Annotated in this window: 17 protein-coding genes; all 17 read left to right on the top strand. The window is 42.2% G+C overall.

Annotated elements, in window-relative coordinates; all coding sequences use genetic code 11:
- Window positions 1-102 precede the first annotated feature (102 nt).
- The 17 genes from NST34_RS28545 to NST34_RS28465 all read left to right on the top strand — a co-directional run bounded on the left by NST34_RS28545 (window position 103) and on the right by NST34_RS28465 (window position 17599).
- Window positions 103-333 (top strand): hypothetical protein, encoded by a 231-nt coding sequence (locus NST34_RS28545; protein WP_339267361.1) that lies wholly within the window; start codon window positions 103-105, stop codon window positions 331-333.
- 521 nt (window positions 334-854) lie between these two features.
- Window positions 855-1409, top strand: a complete 555-nt coding sequence (locus NST34_RS28540) for an RICIN domain-containing protein (RefSeq protein ID WP_076285552.1) — start codon at window positions 855-857, stop codon at window positions 1407-1409.
- A 412-nt stretch (window positions 1410-1821) separates the two neighbouring features.
- Window positions 1822-2640, top strand: coding sequence for a MerR family transcriptional regulator (locus NST34_RS28535; RefSeq protein WP_341129221.1), 819 nt, complete (start codon window positions 1822-1824; stop codon window positions 2638-2640).
- Window positions 2641-2664: 24 nt separating this feature from the next.
- Window positions 2665-3840, top strand: coding sequence for an MFS transporter (locus tag NST34_RS28530; protein ID WP_341129220.1), 1176 nt, complete (start codon window positions 2665-2667; stop codon window positions 3838-3840).
- 263 nt (window positions 3841-4103) lie between these two features.
- On the top strand, window positions 4104-4475 hold the full coding sequence (locus NST34_RS28525; protein WP_341059429.1) for an iron chaperone: 372 nt from the start codon (window positions 4104-4106) through the stop codon (window positions 4473-4475).
- Window positions 4476-4770: 295 nt separating this feature from the next.
- Complete coding sequence (locus NST34_RS28520; protein ID WP_143759590.1) at window positions 4771-6522, top strand: histidine kinase; 1752 nt, start codon at window positions 4771-4773, stop codon at window positions 6520-6522.
- A complete protein-coding gene (locus tag NST34_RS28515) occupies window positions 6519-7322 on the top strand; it encodes a response regulator transcription factor (RefSeq protein WP_042192060.1) in 804 nt (267 codons plus the stop codon). The genes NST34_RS28520 and NST34_RS28515 overlap by 4 nt, the downstream gene beginning before the upstream one ends.
- A 66-nt stretch (window positions 7323-7388) precedes the next feature.
- Window positions 7389-8645, top strand: coding sequence for an extracellular solute-binding protein (locus NST34_RS28510; RefSeq protein ID WP_341129219.1), 1257 nt, complete (start codon window positions 7389-7391; stop codon window positions 8643-8645).
- 202 nt (window positions 8646-8847) lie between these two features.
- Entirely contained in the window at window positions 8848-10254 is a 1407-nt protein-coding gene (locus tag NST34_RS28505) for an ABC transporter substrate-binding protein (protein ID WP_341129218.1), read from the top strand.
- Window positions 10255-10316: 62 nt separating this feature from the next.
- Window positions 10317-11303, top strand: a complete 987-nt coding sequence (locus tag NST34_RS28500) for a carbohydrate ABC transporter permease (RefSeq protein WP_042192055.1) — start codon at window positions 10317-10319, stop codon at window positions 11301-11303.
- On the top strand, window positions 11293-12147 hold the full coding sequence (locus NST34_RS28495; RefSeq protein WP_042192048.1) for a carbohydrate ABC transporter permease: 855 nt from the start codon (window positions 11293-11295) through the stop codon (window positions 12145-12147). The genes NST34_RS28500 and NST34_RS28495 overlap by 11 nt, the downstream gene beginning before the upstream one ends.
- A 289-nt stretch (window positions 12148-12436) precedes the next feature.
- Window positions 12437-13402, top strand: a complete 966-nt coding sequence (locus tag NST34_RS28490) for a glycoside hydrolase family 43 protein (RefSeq protein WP_341129217.1) — start codon at window positions 12437-12439, stop codon at window positions 13400-13402.
- A gap of 210 nt (window positions 13403-13612) precedes the next feature.
- Window positions 13613-14179 (top strand): TetR/AcrR family transcriptional regulator, encoded by a 567-nt coding sequence (locus NST34_RS28485; RefSeq protein ID WP_341129216.1) that lies wholly within the window; start codon window positions 13613-13615, stop codon window positions 14177-14179.
- A gap of 41 nt (window positions 14180-14220) precedes the next feature.
- On the top strand, window positions 14221-15054 hold the full coding sequence (locus tag NST34_RS28480; protein WP_076285543.1) for an aldo/keto reductase: 834 nt from the start codon (window positions 14221-14223) through the stop codon (window positions 15052-15054).
- Window positions 15055-15313: 259 nt separating this feature from the next.
- The gene (locus NST34_RS28475) at window positions 15314-16219 is read left to right on the top strand and encodes an NAD(P)/FAD-dependent oxidoreductase (RefSeq protein WP_341129215.1); all 906 of its coding nucleotides are present in this window, start codon (window positions 15314-15316) and stop codon (window positions 16217-16219) included.
- 104 nt (window positions 16220-16323) lie between these two features.
- Window positions 16324-16824, top strand: coding sequence for a cysteine hydrolase family protein (locus NST34_RS28470; RefSeq protein ID WP_076285541.1), 501 nt, complete (start codon window positions 16324-16326; stop codon window positions 16822-16824).
- Window positions 16825-16930: 106 nt separating this feature from the next.
- On the top strand, window positions 16931-17599 hold the full coding sequence (locus NST34_RS28465) for a Type 1 glutamine amidotransferase-like domain-containing protein (RefSeq protein WP_076300934.1): 669 nt from the start codon (window positions 16931-16933) through the stop codon (window positions 17597-17599).
- Window positions 17600-17753 lie beyond the last annotated feature (154 nt).

Genomic DNA, 17753 nt, shown 5'->3' with positions numbered 1-17753 from the left:
GTCTGGAACCAGTAAATAAAGTTTAGAACCGCTAAAGTCAGTCCCGATGATGCTCATGATATCATCGGGATTTTTCTATATAGGGAGTTATTATGTCAACTATTGGAGATAGAATTAAAAAAGGGTGAATTTAAGCCAGCCTTAGATATTTTATTGGAAATAAATAATAAACCTAGCTTGGATTTATATTGGTTGTTATATGGTGAGAAACAAACAACGAGACAGAAAAATAATGCTGAAGGGAAATTTAATATAAAAGAAACTGATATGATTGAGAATTTTGATAAGCTGAATTTAGATGATCAGGACGAAATAATTGAATTTTTTAAATGATAGTAAGCCGTTACATATAGATAGGAATAAGGTTTTTGATTAGTGAATAAGAGGGTTAGACTAACTGCAGTCGCCACAAGGGCTCAAGCTAGTGCTATTCCGTCAAGGAGAAGTGACTCACCGGAGCAAAATCAAAATCCTCGACTCGACAACCTTGCCGTCATTGCAACTCAGCTCCAGCGCCGCCAGCGGATACATTCCGACATGTACCATTTCAACATTGTTCTCTAGCTTAACATGTTAACCTAGAGAATTTAAATTGACATCTATTTTGTAAACAATGTATAATTAAGGAATATTTACCTATATTTTAATTAATTTCTTCTAGATCTATTTCTATGAACCTCATTGCGACCGCTCGCCTTCAAACAATAGAAATAGAACCCCATCATGCGATTTGTTGAAACGGGTATTAATTACTTCTTAACAAAGGAGGCGACACTCTAATCTTCTATAATGGCAGTTTGATTGGGAGAAGTTGAAATCTGACTAAATGAAAATTAAAGGAGTGGACTTATCTTATGAAACGGTTATTCAAGAGTAAATGGTTGATAGCGATTCTGGCACTTGTATTTATTGGATCCGCAGCACCTGCTGTATTTACTCAGACGACGCATGCTGCCGGCACGCCGAACCCTCATGTCATTATAAATGTAAATAGCAATAAAACATTGGGAGTCAGTGGATGGGATAAACAAGCGGATGGCGCGCTTATCATACAATGGAACTTTAATTGGAATTCCATTGTTAATGATCAAAAATGGTATTTGGAAGCTCTAGGAGACGGCTATTATCACATCAGAAACGTAGAAAGCGGAGATTTACTGGAAGTCAGCGAATCGTCTACATCCGATGGTGCTAATGTGATTCAATGGCCGGATAATGGCGGATGGAACCAACAGTGGAGAATTATTCCAACTAATCAAGATAGAGGTGACTCGTCGTATATTATCAACCGAGGTAGCGGCAAGTATTTGGATATGTCGGGACAATCGACATCCGACGGAGGACAGGCTGTCCAGTGGGATTTTAATGGCGGCGCCAATCAGCGTTGGTTCATCCCGCCTGCATCGTAACACATATGAAGCTAATGCCGCGCCGTTTCTACACTTAGAAACGGCGCGGTTTTTTAGATAGAGAAATTCAAGTTGACACATAAATGCAATCACTAGCGTTGCATAGTTCTAGATTGACGTTGCTTCATAAGCTATAGGGCAGGATAGATTAATAAATACCGAGAGGATGCCGTGATAAGTGGCATCCTTTTGTTTCGCTAAAGGACAGTTTGGCTATAGCTAGTGCTACAATTGGCATGAGAGAAATTTCTTGAATAAATGAGTTGTTAAAATGAGCAAAACGAAAGTAATGGCATTCTTCAGTAATTTCAGGAAGGATATTCCATTGAATTATAAAAGCATTCTCATCCTTGACTTTCCCCTGCACGGGAAACTGTATACTCACATTATGTTATAGATTGGAGGTGATATTTTGTTCAAAATCAGTGTATTTTCCAGGCTAAGCAAAGTCTCCTTAAAAACACTGCGCTATTATGACCAGATTGGCATACTAAAGCCGAGAAAGGTGGATCACGATACTTGCTACCGTTACTATTCCGCAGATCAGCTACTAGAGCTCAACCGAATCTTAATCTATAAGGAATTGGGTTTTACATTGCCCCAAATTAAACAGCTGCTCCAGGAAGATATTACATTGGAGAATATTCAAGGGATGTTTAAGCTGAAAAGAAGCGAAATACAGCAAATCATCGATACGGAACAAGCCAAACTCGTCAGGATTGAGGAGCGTATGCAGCTTATAGAAAAAGAGGGGCAATTCGAAACGGGTCAAGAAATCAGAGTCAAAGCAGAGGGTGCTCAATTATTTCTTTATCAGAAAGCATGCGGGAAAGAAGAGGACATTCCGGATTTGCTTCGTCAATTTGATCAGTTTATAACGACGGAAATTCGTCAATTAATTCAAGGACCTCAGGTTGTTTTGTGGAAAGAAGTCGAAGGAAAAGAGGATGAGTTTGAGTTTGAAGTCGGGTATTTTTTAACCTCTGAGCTGCGATCATTTCCAGAACCGTTTCAGCTACGGACTCTTCCTCCTGAACCGATGATGGCCACAATGGCTTTTCATTCAAATACTAATTTTGATTGTGCGGCCTGTGTTCATTTAGCGAAATGGATTGAGAAAAATAACTATCAAATCAAGGAGAACGAATCGGGTAGGGAATTATATTTACCGTTATCTCCAGAACGAGATGCACAATTCATAGAAATACAAATTCCCATTATAAATAGATAACTGAAGAAGGTGGAGTGGGGGGAATTGAAAAATAAACGGATCATTTATATTCTGGCACTGGCTGTTTTTCTGATTGGAACCATTGAATATATTATTACGGGAGTTATTGAGATGATTGCTGTGGACTTGGGAGTATCTACTTCAGAAGTTGGATTATTGGTGACTGTGTTTGCTCTCTCCGCAGCCATTGTCGCTCCGGTTTTGATTGCATTAACGATCAATGCAGATCGCAAGAAACTACTAATGACCACCCTTGGTGTGTTTATTGCCAGCAACGGACTTATGTTTGTAGATCTTGCTTATGATACAGTACTATGGATACGTATTATCCAAGGGGCTAGCGGAGGAATCGCTACTGTTGTAGCCATGGCAATAGCGACACGACTCGTTGAAAGAGAAAAAAGGGGCAATGCCATCGGTATCATTTTGATGGGGCTTAGCAGTTCGCTAGTGCTCGGTGTTCCTGTGGGCACATTTTTTAGTGAGATGTTTGGATGGAGAGTGCTATTTGTTTTAATTGGATTATTAAGTGTTCTTCCATTATTTATCATCTATAAAAAGGTTCCGGCAATAAAAGAAGAAGAAAAGGTTACCCTTAGAATGCAGCTCTCTATTTTAAGAAATCCAACCATTCTGATGGCCTTGGCTATTACGTTATTTTATGTCGGCGGCTATTCTACACTGTTTACTTATATTACGCCTTTCTTGCAAGCCACGTCCTCTCTTTCCATGACCGAAATTAGCGGTGTTCTGTTCCTGGCGGGCATTTGCAGCTTTGTCGGATCAAGGCTGGGCGGACAATTGGCAGATGCAAAAGGATCGAAATTCACCATTTGTCTCGGACTCCTGTTACAAGGGGCAACTCTTCTTTTATTCGCTCTAGCCGGTGTCAATCTCTTGGTATTAATCTTGGTTTTAATGATTTTTATGTTAGCAACGTGGAGTATTTCCCCGGCCCAGCAACTATATCTGGTTACTCTGGCACCTCGAAATCCGGACATTGCCCTTAGTGTAAATACTTCGTTCATCCAATTTGGTTTTGCACTGGGATCTGGATTAGGCGGGCTAGTCATCAGTCGTACATCTGTCCTATATTTGAATTGGCTGGGCTTTGCCGCTGTAAGCATAGCTTTACTTCTTGCCATCTTACTATTTAAAAAAATGAGCAGTAGGACTGGAACTCCTATTGTTACTAGATAAATACGAAATGGACTGAACTAGGGTGAAACTAAAATGATATTCCGTCTTATTGAAGTGAGACAATCATGTATTCCTCATCTCTTAGAGTGAGCAATGATGTTTCTATTTTCCACCCTAAATGGTGTATAAGACAGTATAACTCTTAAGTCATAACGTTATAAAAAGTTGCACCCTATCACCTCGTTAGATATGATTATCTAACGGGGTGTTTTTTTGTAACTACGCCTGAACAAAAGGCGATTCTGAGGTTAGGAGTGATCGACATGGAGGTTTTTGCAGACTATTTAGCGCAAATTGATAACCCACAGCATCGGGAGCGAATGGAAGAGGTGTTGGCTTGGGTAACTAAGAAATTCACAGATTTAAAACCAAAAATTGCGTGGAATCAGCCTATGTTCACTGATCACGACACCTATATTATTGGCTTTAGCGTATCCAAACAACATATGGCTGTTGCGCCTGAAATCGCAGGAATTAATCATTTCTCAGATGCAATTGTACGGGCAGGCTATGATCACACCAAGCAGTTGTTACGGATCCGATGGGATAGTCCGGTTGATTTCTCATTACTTGAGAAAATGATTGAGTTTAACATTATGGACAAGGCAGATTGTTCAACTTTTTGGCGAAAATAAAAAAGTAGTTAGCCTCGATGATGAATACATCATCGGGATTTTTTTAATTAGGAGTAAGACACTCCTACATAAAAGGTTGCTAGAAATGGAGCTAATGACCTCGCCTGTCGGTATTGGGGGCGAAAATATTAGTTCTTTTTGTCGAATCCATAATTCTTTCTAAGCGGATCATTAGCAAACATGCTAATATAATGACTGAAAAGGTTGAAAGCCCTTACTTTTTTACGGATAGGGGCGATCATCTCATGCTCATATGACAAAGAGGGGAAGAGACTGCATGCGGCGGATACTGTCGATGTTAAAGTTAAATACGCTGCGAAATCAAATGTTGCTCGGTTTTCTCGCCGTCATGCTCATCATTCTGACGTTCGTTGGAGGGATTACGTTCCATTCAGTCTCGACGCTACTCAAGAACAATGCGGAGAAGCATATTCAGCAAACCGCGATTCAGGCTAACGGCCGTTTGGAAAGCGTTCTCGAACAGATTAATTCTCTGACGACGCTGGTCTCGACTAACGATTATATTCAGCAACTCCTTTTACGCGATATAGAGGGTCATCCCGCTACCTTTACGGAACGGCAAGCGCTGCCATCTATTATTAATCTGGTCCAAATCTACACAGACGGTATCAAATCTGTTGAGCTTTATAATAAAGACGGAGTGAGGCTGTATCCTCTCGACGGCAGTACCCTTAGAGATAAGGTACCCGAGGATTGGATTGAAATGGCGACCAGAAAGGAAGGCAGTCTCGTTTGGTTCGGTATTGATCCGCTTGATTCTACATCGCTTGTAGCGATTCGACAGATCAGCCTTATTGATCGGCATTTCACAACTGGAGGGTATTTACTCATTCGCTCAGACCGAGATAAGTTTGCACTTAAAGACTCTTTATCCGGGGAAGGGGACGGAGAAACAGTATTACTTCTCGCTCCTGATGGGCAGTTCATCACGTCTAACGATGACAGTATTTCACAAAAGACAGCAGCAAAGCTGGTGGAGGAATCCGACGATCAGAATGTTTCCATCGGCAAACGGTCCTTTATCGTTGTCAAACAGCGGTCTTCCGTGACAGGATGGACGCTACTCATCTTAACCCCGGTTAACGTCATCACCAAGGGGATTTCGGTCTTGCGGACGACCATTGTCGTATCGGCTTTGATGGGTACCTTACTGTTCACCCTGCTTTCTTTTTTCCTATCTATACTTATTACCAGACCTGTGTTCAGGTTGATCAAAGCTATGAGAAGTACCCGTCTAGGCATCCTGAAGCCTATCGAGAATGTATCGTCCACTATGGAAATTCAGGAACTGAATTATTCCTATAACAAAATGGTTGATAATATCAACGAGCTGATCCAGTTGGTTTATGAGAAGGAGTTATCCCGGAGTCATACGGAGTTGAAGGCACTTCAAGCGCAAATTAATCCGCATTTTTTGTTTAATACCCTAGATGTTCTGTACTGGTCGCTGCTGGATAGGGATGAAGATCAACTGGCGGAGTATGTTGTCGCCATGTCTGATTTATTCCGCTATACGATCACCGGCTCGAGTAAAGGGGGATGGGTGAAGTTACAGGATGAGCTGGAGCATGTAAAGCGATATTTGCTTATTATGAAGATGCGATTTGAAGATCGCTTGGAGTGGGAAATTGAGGCTCCTCCTGAATTTTCGAATGTGGAGTTACCCCGACTGTTGCTGCAGCCCCTTGTAGAGAATGCCGTATTGCATGGGGTCGAGAGCAAGATTGAACCGGGATGGATAAAGCTAACGGTTGCTGGAGATGAAGAATGGGTCACCATTACGGTGGAAGATGACGGGATGGGTATGGACGAGGAGATGCTGCGCTCTCTTGTGGAAGGGCTGGATAGCGGAAAGGTATCTTCTTCAAAAGATTCCGGCGTCGGAATCGCTAATGTGCATAGAAGGCTTCAACTATTTTTTTCGAGAGAGAATGAGCAGGGTGCGGCAATGACCATCGATAGTCAAAAAGGTCAAGGCACCCGTATAAACATCAAAATTCCTGTTCGAGGAGACAAAATGCCATGAGAAGCCGAACAATTCTTATTGTCGACGATGAACCGAGATCTAGAGAAGGAATGAAGAAAATACTAGAGGTGTGGGCAGCCGGTCATTATGAAATCCTTACGGCAAGCAATGGGATCTCGGCTATTGAAATTCTGGAGGAAATACCGGTGGAGCTCATGATATCGGATATCCGCATGCCGGGAATCAGTGGTCTTTCTTTAGTTAGCCAAATAAGGGATAAAAAAATACAGCGTCAGCCATCCGTTATTCTCATCTCCGGTCATGCCGAGTTCGAGTATGCTCAGCAAGCGATTCAGTTGTCCGTAGTTGAATATTTGCTCAAGCCAGCCAGCCGGGAAAAGCTAATCGCATCTGTGGAGAATGCCCTGAAGGCAGGGGAGGAGCAGGAACATATCGGCTTCATGCGGAAGATGGCTGATCCACAATTAATGGCCATAAGAGATGAAGATGCCGCATTAAGCGATCCGGTCCGTCAGGCGATAGATTATGTGGAAATGCATATAGAAGAGGCGATCAGCCTGCAGGAAGTAGCCGGACTTGTTCATCTGAACGGGAGCTATTTCAGTTCTCTTTTCAAGGAGCAATGCCAGATGAATTTCAGCGAATACGTCGCCCGTAGAAAATTGCAGAAAGCGAAGGAATTACTGCTGAAAACGAATCTGCCTATAGCGGAAATTGCCAGCCTTACGGGTTACCAGACGGTTAAATATTTCAACAAGCTGTTCAAGGAATACGAAAGAATGAGTCCAGGGCAGTATCGTTCTTCCATGAGGAATGGTATAGAAGCGAATATCCAATAACGGCTCGGCAAGGGGGGAATATCTACGAAGAGGATCGGATTATACATTACCCTTTTCTTAACATTGTTGTTGATAACAACTTCTTGCAATGGGGATAAGGGGAATAGCAGTAAGAGCGACGGCGAGAAAATCACTTTAAAAATGATGCATCTATGGCCGGATAGCAATAACTCCGCGCAAAACAAAATGGTAAAAGAAATCATCAGAGAATTTGAAGAAGCTAATCCGAATATCACCATTAAGACGGAAGTTCTTGAAAATGAGCAGTATAAAAGCAAACTGAAGGTACTTGCCGCTTCCAACGATCTACCGGACATCGGATTCACCTGGGCAGCAGGCTTTATGGATCCTTATGTTAGGGGAGATAAGTTTGCAGCCGTGGACGATCTTTTACAGGATGAGTTGAAAGGAAAATTCGTAGCTGGTACGACGGAGGGGTACTCCTTTGATGGGAAGACGTATGCCCTTCCTGTCGAACTAAACATAGTTCCGGTCTACTATAATAAAGAAATATTTTCAGAATTTAATCTGCAGCCTCCCCAAACCTTGGATGATCTCAAAGCGATCATTCGAACACTGAACAACAATGGCATAACACCTGTTACTCTTGGAGGCAAGGACGGTTGGCCGGCTTCCTTCTGGTACATGTATCTAGCTGATCGTATTGGGGGACCTAACCTGATGGATAAAGCTGTTGCGGATCAGGACTTCACAGATCCTTCCTTGCTAGAGGCTGCAAGACAAGTACAAGAGTTGGTAAACCTGAACACATTCATCAAAGGCTACAACGGATTATCCAATGATGAAGCCAAGGTACAGTTCATGAACGGAAAGTCAGCCATGTTCGTTACAGGGACTTGGGAGCTGCCAGATTTCACGACCACTACAAATATAGCCCAAGAATTTAAAGTCAACATCGGTTATTTCAAGTTCCCGACAGTTGAAGGCGGCAAAGGCAACGTGGATGATTGGGTCGGTGGTCCGGGTACTGGATTGTTCGTTTCCAAAAATTCGAAGCATGCTCTGGAGGCCAAAGAATTCGTCAGCTTTTTCGTTCAAAAGTGGGGAGAGCATTCTGTAGTCAATGCAGGCGTAATCCCGGCTACCAAAGTAGATACTGCGGCCATCAAGCTACCGCAAATGTTCATTGATCTATTAAACGAGTTAAATAAGGCTAATAAAGTAACTCTTTATCTGGATACACAAATGAAGCCAGTCGCATCTACTATACACATGAATCAGATTCAGGCATTGTTCGGTGAAGCCGTCACACCAGAAGAATTCATCAAGAAACAGGATGATGCGCTAAAAGCGGATAAGTAATGATCAGAAATATAAACAGATCATGGAGACACCAAGGGAAAGATCCCTTGATGTCTCTTTTTTTGCGCTCTATAGAACTGAATCTAAAAATAGTGGAAGTTTTCCTAAAGAGGGTGTCCTTATGCTTAAGGATTGCAGGCTCTATAATTATGTATGCGGTTACAAAAAGCCGAAGTAATAATACAAAAGGGGAGGCAAAGATATGAAAAGTATGAAACGTAGTTTAGTGGGGATCTCTACATTGCTCGTGATGTCATCTGCTCTCGCAGCATGTGGTGGGAACTCGAATTCTAACTCATCTAGCTCAAGCCCAACGACTGCACCAGCAGCCAACGCTACCGAAGCTCCATCAAAAGGAACAGGCGAGAAAGTCACTATCAATCTCTGGAGCTTTACAGATGAGATACCTAATATGACCAAGAAGTATATGGAAACTCATCCGGACGCGAATGTTGAGTTCAAAACTACAGTTATTGCAACCACCGACGGCGCTTATCAACCTGCGCTTGATCAGGCTCTGTCCGCTGGAGGAAAAGATGCTCCGGACATTTATGCAGCTGAATCAGCATTCGTGCTCAAGTATACACAAGGCGATGCATCCAGCTATTCGGCCAACTATTCTGACCTGGGCCTTGACGACCAAATGGTTAAGGACGCTGGCATCGCTCAATACTCGGTTGACATCGGTAGCCTAGACGGCAAATTGAAAGCCCTCGGCTATCAAGCGACTGGCGGTGCCTTCATCTATCGCCGTTCCATTGCGAAGGATGTTTTTGGAACCGACGATCCAGCCACTATTAAAAATGAAATTGGACCAGGCTGGGATAAATTCTACGAAGCAGCCGCGAAGCTGAAAGCTAAAGGATACGGCATCGTTTCCGGCGACGGAGATATCTGGCATCCAATTGAGAACAGCTCGGACAAGGGTTGGATTGTTGATGGCAAGCTTCATATCGATCCGAAGCGGGAAGAGTTCCTTGACCTCTCTAAAAAGTTAAAAGACAATGGCTACCACAACGATACAACGGATTGGACGGAAGCTTGGTACGCCGATATGTCAGGCTCTGGAGCCCAACCAATCTTCGGTTTCTTCGGTCCTGCTTGGCTCATCAACTACGTGATGAACGGTCAAGTAAAAGACACGAATGGCGACTGGGCGGTTTCCGAACCACCAACAGGGTTCTTCTGGGGTGGCACTTGGCTGCTTGCCAACAAAGACGTCACCAAGGACGATGCCAAGAAACAGGCTGTTGCAGACTTTGTGAAGTGGGTTACACTCGACACCTCTGAAACGGGACTCCAATATTTCTGGGCTAACGGTACCATGAAGGAAGGCGAGCAAGGTACGAAGGACAGCGTTGCTTCCTCCGTTGTCATGTCGAAATCAAACGGTGAAGTTCCACTGCTCGGTGGTCAGAACATGTTCGACGTGTTTGTACCGGCCAATGCAAACGCTTCAGGTAAAAACTTGACCCAGTACGACGAAACAATCAACAAGCTCTGGCGTGATCAAGTGCGTGAATACACCGCGGGCAACAAGGACCGTGCCAAAGCGATCGAAACCTTTAAGCAACAAGTCAAAGACCAACTTGGCATTGAAAGCGAATAAGAAGGATTCGGAGGGGCGGGGGAGTAATCCCGCCCCTTCATATCAACTAAAGAGGTGAGAGCATGCGCCGCAAAAATGTGAACTATTCGAAATACGGTTATATTTTTACCTTTCCGTTTGTCCTGGCATTTCTGATTTTCTCACTGTATCCCATTTTATATACCGCAGTCATTGGATTCACCGATATGAAAGGAATAATACCAAAACCGATCCATATTCTTGATAATCCTTTTCAAAACTTCAAAGATCTTCTCTTTGATAATCCTTCGTTCCGGAAGTCTTTGATCAACACTGGATTGCTCTGGATTACTAACTTCGTTCCCCAGATGCTTCTCGCGCTCTTGCTAACGGCATGGTTCACGAATAAGCGTCTCAATATAAAGGGACAAGGCTTGTTCAAGGTTCTGCTCTATATGCCTAATATCATCACAGCGAGTACGATTGCCGTGTTGTTCAGCACTTTATTCGCCTATCCGATGGGTCCTGTAAACAGTTTGTTTCAAATGTTGGGATGGACCGACGCTCCGGTGTTCTTCCTGCAGGATAAGACGACAGCACGGGGCATTGTCGCGTTCATCCAGTTCTGGATGTGGTACGGCAACACCATGATCGTCCTGATTGCTGGCGTTATGGGTATAAATCCTGCTCTCTTCGAGTCTGCATCGATTGACGGGGCTAACGGGTTTCAAACCTTCTTCCGCATCACACTGCCGAGTCTGCGTACGATATTGCTGTTCACACTGATTACATCGATGGTGGGTGGTTTGACCATGTTCGATATTCCGCAATTATTCCTTGCAGGTGGACCGGACGATTCTACGCTTACCACGTCCATGTTTATCTACGGGCAAGCATTCAAGGGCAGCTATATGTACAATCGTGCTGCAGCAGCAAGCATGATTATGTTCTTGATTTCGGCAATATTGGCCGGAATACTGTTCTACGTGATGCGTGACCGTGATGCGTCAAGACTTAAAAAAATACAAAAACAAAAGAATAGAAAAGCTGCTATAGCAGCCCGTGAGGGAGGTGTAACACATGGCAAATAATCAGAAAAGCGGAACCGTTAACCGAAAGATCAACAAGACAATTATCTATGTTGTTTGCATCTCTTTGGCGGTGCTCAGTATCCTGCCGTTTTGGATCATGTTTGTAAATGCCACACGCTCTACACCGGAAATTCAAAGCGGACTTTCTCTGCTTCCTTCGAGCCACATGATGAGCAACCTGCGAGTGTTGCTCGATAAGAGCTTCGATCCGCTTCAAGGGTTCCTGAATTCATTTATTATTGCCAGTTCTGCAACCCTCTGTACAGTCTATTTCTCGTCCTTGGCGGCCTATGGGCTAGTCACCTACAGCTGGAAGCTACGGGGGCCATTCTTTACCTTCATCATGTGCGTGATGATGATTCCTTCCCAGGCAAGCGCAATTGGATTCTATCAGTTCATGTATAAATTACATTGGACCAACAATTTTCTTCCGCTGATTCTACCAGCAATTGCTGCACCTGCGGTGGTGTTCTTCATGCGCCAATACTTGCTCGCAACTCTGTCGATAGAGATCGTGGAAGCTGCGCGCGTAGATGGGTCTGGTGAATTCTTCACTTTCAACCGGATTATCTTACCGCTGATGATGCCGGCAGTAGCCACACAGGCCATCTTTGCCTTTGTGGCTAACTGGAACAACCTGTTCATGCCGCTGATATTGCTGACACAGAAGGAGAAATATACTATGCCAATCATGGTAAGCTTGCTCCGAGGTGATATCTACAAAACGGAGTTCGGCTCGATCTATATGGGTCTGGCTTTGACGGCTTTACCGTTGTTTATAGTTTACTTCTTGTTATCCAGATATATTATCGCGGGCGTGGCACTTGGTGGCGTCAAAGAATAACCCAGGCAAGCTGGCTTCGAATAAGGAAGCACCGTGGAACGAATCAATTCCAATCTAGGCCTGTTGATTAGCTAAATTATAGTTATGGAAATGTGAGAGCATTAGCTGAAAATACTTTAGGAGCGCCTTAGTGTACCTTTTTTTGAAATATCAGAAAGTATAAGTTTCACATGTCTACTCATGTTCTGATATTTCTCGCAGAAACGGAACCGTCCCTATAAGGACGGTAAAATCCATTTCTGCTTGGCTAATCAACAGGCGTAATCTCAATCAGGAGGAGAGTTCTATTATGGCAACAAAAAATGAACCGTTAGTTACCCATCTCTATACAGCCGATCCCTCCGCTCATGTATTTGAGGGCAAGCTGTATATTTACCCATCCCATGATATTGACCATGATGGACCTACGAATGATAATGGTGACCAATATGCGATGGAGGATTATCATGTGTTTTCCTTGGAAGATCCTAAATCCCCCTGTGTAGATCACGGAGAGGCGCTTCATCTTCGGGATGTGCCTTGGGCTTCGAAGCAAATGTGGGCGCCCGATACCGCGTACCGGCAGGGGACGTATTATTTATTTTTCCCAGCCCGGGACAAGGAGGGGATTTTCCGTATCGGAGTAGCTACGTCAACTTCTCCGTCTGGTCCTTTCCAGGCTCAAAAAAGCTATATCAAAGGGAGCTTCAGCATCGATCCAGCCGTATTCGTGGACGAGGACGAAAGAGCCTACATGTATTTTGGCGGCTTATGGGGCGGACAATTAGAAAAGTGGCAAGACGGTATTTTTCAACAAGATGCGGTAGAAAAGGGCCCTGAGGAACCGGCTTACGGTCCTTGGGTGGGTGAACTGAGTGAAGACATGCTGTCATTCAAATCTGACCCTCAGGAGATCACCATTATTGATGAAGAAGGGAACTCTATCCTTGCGGGTGATGAAGACAGGAGGTACTTCGAGGGTCCATGGATGCACAAGTATAAAGGGAAATACTATCTCTCGTACTCTACTGGCACAACCCATAAGATCGTCTATGCAGTGAGTGATAAGCCTTGCGGACCCTTTGTCTTCCAAGGAACGATCCTGAATCCAGTCGTTGGCTGGACGACTCATCATTCTATCGTGGAATTTAACGAGAAATGGTATTTGTTCTATCATGACGCATCGCTGTCTGGCGGCGTGGACCATAAACGCAGTATGAAATTTACGGAACTCCATTATGAAGAAGACGGCAGAATCCGGCCGGTAGTGCTTTAATCGAACGTACAGCGTCCCTTTTTTATAGGGTTTATTATGAAATTATACTTAAGGGTGTCTTGAAGCTAATACTTCAGAGACATCCTTATTTGTCTTTTCATCTTCATATTACAGGAAAAAATTTCTAATATTCTGATTGTTTTTTTTATAAATGAGTTTTATTGTAAAGTGGAATGAATATTCATTCCGCAAGAAGGAGAGGTGTTCTTATTGTCTACAAACAAGCAAGAGGAAATTTATAAAGCGGCTTTAAAATTATTTGCAGAAAGAGATTATGATGGAACGACTGTCCCTATGATTGCGGAAGCGGCAAAAGTAGGAGCGGGTACCATTTATCGATATTTTGAAAGTAAAGAGTCATTAGTTAATTCATTGTTTCAAAAAGTAGTGATGGAGTTTTCAGAGACCATTAAAACTGATTTTCCAAACTCAAATGAAATTCGTGAGCAATTTCGCCATGTGTTTTATCAAATGGTTAGATTTGCAAAAAGCAATATATACGCTCTGCTATTTATAGATTCACATGCGGAGTCATATTATTTGAATGAGAAGAGCCGGAGCGTGTTTGATGGATTTATGAATTTTTTAGTCGCAATCATAGAAAAGGGTAAAGAGAGAGGGGTATTCAGCTCTCTTCCTTCAAATGCATTAATCTGTATTGTTTATGGCGCATTTGTTAGCTTCTTCAAAGAAATTCAACATGGAAAAATAATTGAGACTCCAGAGCTTATTCAAGGAATAGAAAGAAGTTGCTGGAATGCTATCAGAATCGACTGACTCAGCTGATATAAAATAATAGTGTATGGGAGGATTATTTTTTGGAAAATTACCTATTAAATAATGGAGTTTTGTTACCAAAAGTCGGATTGGGTGTATACCAAATGAAAAATGAACACGAAGATGCAATCATTTGGGCATTGAGAAATGGATATAAGCATATTGATACCGCCGCTTTTTATCATAATGAGGAACTTGTTGCAAGTACAATTAAAAAATCAGGTGTAAATCGAAAGGATATATTTATTACAACAAAACTGTGGAATTCAGATCATGGTAAAAGAACGAAACAGGCTTTTGAAATGAGTTTGAAAAAGCTGGGAACAGATTATATAGATCTTTATTTGATCCATTGGCCATCCCCAAAATATGTTGAGAGCTGGTTGATATTAGAGGAATTGTACAAAGAGGGTAAAATCAGAGCCATTGGTGTGTCTAACTTTGAACAAACGCACCTGAGTGATGTATTGAAGCATGGCTCAATAGTACCTGCAGTAAATCAAATTCATACGAATCCGTTTTTACAGCAGCCCGACTTGCATAATTATATGGTGAATAAGAATATCCAACATGTAGCGTGGAGTCCTTTTGGACATGGAAATAAAAATTTATTCGATAACCCTATATTAACAAGCATTGCTGAAAGACACGGTAAAACAACGGCTCAAGTTATGTTAAGATGGAACATTGAGCGTAATGTTGGGGTTATTCCCAAGTCGGTTAATCCTGCAAGATTAAAGGCGAATCTGGAAATCTTTGATTTTAGTTTATATGATGAGGAAATGAAACAAATATCGACATTAGATAAAAACAAAAAGGGATTTGTTAATCCTGACAACAAGCTGTTTTTATGGGCTACTACACTTTTGCGGTAATTTAGTTGGAATTCCAAGAGGGCAAGGATTAAATAGAAAAATCCTTGCCTTTTAGATTTATTAAAGTTATTATAGATTCACAAAGTCGTTAATTGGAATACTTAAAGGAATTATTCTTAGTATCTAGAAACAAGAAAATAGTGGATCTGGCAACAATTATAATGACGGAGTAAGATCCGTTCTTTTTTTAGGAAAATTAGAGATAACATAAGTCTCTAATATCTTTAATATAAATTGAAAAGCGAAAGGGAGAATTAGTATGACTCATGATTGTGTAATAATCGGTGGAGGACCGGCAGGTCTAAATGCTGCTCTGGTGCTAGGCAGGGCAAGAAAAAATGTGGTTGTTATTGATGAAGGACGGGCACGTAATAGGGTTACTCGAGAAACGCATGGCTTTCTTACTAGAGATTCTATAAGTCCAAGCGAATTTAGGAGGATTGCGAGGGAGCAGATTAGTGCCTATCCATCCGTTACTTTTGCGGAAGATACCGCCCTATCGATTACGGGAATTGATGGTGATTTTCAAATTACGACGGTTCAAGGTCAGACCTATAAAAGTAAAAAGGTGCTCTTCGCCATAGGGATGAAGGACCTCCCGATGGATATTAAGGGACTCTCAGACGTATATGGTAAAAGCGCCTTTATCTGCCCCTATTGTGATGGATGGGAACTAAGAGATCAGCCTCTTGTCGTAATTGTTAAGGGAGCCGATGCAACGCATATGGCCCAAGTGTTATCTGGGTGGACGAAAAAGATTACCATATGTACTAATGGATCTGATGACTTGACGGATGCACAACGCGAAGAGCTAAATCAGCATAACATTCCTGTCTATGACTCACCGATTCAGTCGATCGAATCTGACAATGGCATGGTGCAGCAAGTTGTGTTGAAGGATGGTACTAGCATCGTATGTAGGGGGATATTTTTTAGACCGAAGCTTATGATCGGGTCGGGTTTGCCACAAGCCATTGGTTGTGAACTCACAGAAACAGGAACAGTCATCATCGATAATCTCGGTAAAACGAACGTTTCAGGCGTTTATAGTGCCGGTGATGCAACAACACATCTTCATCAAGCCATTATTGCCGCTTCTATGGGCTCCTTAGCTGGGGTCGGCATTAACAACGAACTAAATGAAGAGGAATGGCGTAACATATGATGTTATTGTACAAAATAGTCTAATTCATTTATTCCCTTGAGCTGAATCTTCATCCAGATTAGTATAGAAACTAGCTATATTTATTCTGAGAGGGGTAGTTCAAAATAAAAATTGGATTTCTAATTATTGATATGCAAAACCTTTTCTTACACGATCATATGGAGAAGTTAAATGTAAGTGAGGCTTGTGAATACATTAATCATGTGTCTGGGTTACTTCGTGCGAAGGACCAAATCGTCATCCATATACAAGACATGGAAGGGGCGAATGCGGATACGGATCCAGAAGCAAGAAATAGCATACCGGAAATTACAGTAGCACCGACAGATATCCAGATGGCAAAAGAATATTCTAATGCTTTTTGGAGGACGGATTTGGAACAACTTCTACGTGAACATGGTGTTGAATTCATCATCGTTGCGGGCTTCGCCGCAGAACATTGTGTAACCTTTACTATTAACGGTGCACAAGAAAGAGGCTTTCAAGCAGCCCTTTTACAGAAGGCAATCCTTAGCACACGGCCAGATGCTATTACCTCGATTTACCGTGATCGGCACATGATCTCTTACCCGGTGATCGAATTTTTAATGGAGACCATTGCTTGAGATTCTACTAATAGAAGCTATTGTTTATAATTGGAGTTACGTATTAGATAACTAATATGTAACTTCATTTTATTATTGTGAAAAATACATATGGAGGTAATTAAGTTTGAGTACTCACTACTATCTCAGTTGGTTTAATAATTTTTTTCCAGAGAAGCTGGTCCATTGCTTGCATGAGGATATACAAGACAGAAAATCGCTTGTTATGATTAGCGCTGAACCGTCTGGTTATACAGGTGAGCAAATTAACATTGATGATGTTTCTGAATGTACATGGTTAAATCAGGCTAACATTATTTTTGATGAATATCATTTCATCGATTACCGCATGCAGAAGGAAGATGCCCAGCGATTAATTCACAACGCTTCTGTCATTTTTTTATGCGGTGGAGATCCTGTTTTGCAAAACGATTTTTTGGCGGATTATGAATTATCAAATGTTATTAAGAACAGCAATGCCGTTATAATGGGTGCCAGCGCCGGTGCGATAAACATGGCTGCAAAATGGTTATGCTTGAAAAACACTGGCAATGAAGTTGAAACAAGTACTATTTATGATGGTATTGGCTTTGATCATTTTGCCTATGAATCTCATTCTAAACGCGACTACGCTACGTTTGTTCAAGGTTACCTGTTCCCCTTGTCTGAAGAGATTGATGTTTATGCGGCAGAACAGGAGAGTGCAATGCGTGTAAAGGACGGCAAAATAGAAATAATGGGTCCTGTATATTTAATTTCCCACTCAAAGATTCAGAAATTGGTTGAGACGCTCTAATTAGGCTTACAGCGAATCATCTCAGGTTTTTAATATCTCCAGGATTTATTGTTGGGCAGAAATGATAAATTTTTTAGACCGCCTTCAATGGCGGTCTTTCTATGTCTGGCAGATGCTAGCTGTTCATTTTATTGAACTAACGGGCAGGATAACT

This window comes from Paenibacillus sp. FSL H7-0714 (genome assembly GCF_038003765.1).
In the GTDB taxonomy this organism is placed as follows: domain Bacteria; phylum Bacillota; class Bacilli; order Paenibacillales; family Paenibacillaceae; genus Paenibacillus_AQ.
Note: the sequence above shows the minus strand (reverse complement) of the source record. Positions and strands in the feature narration are given on the sequence as shown.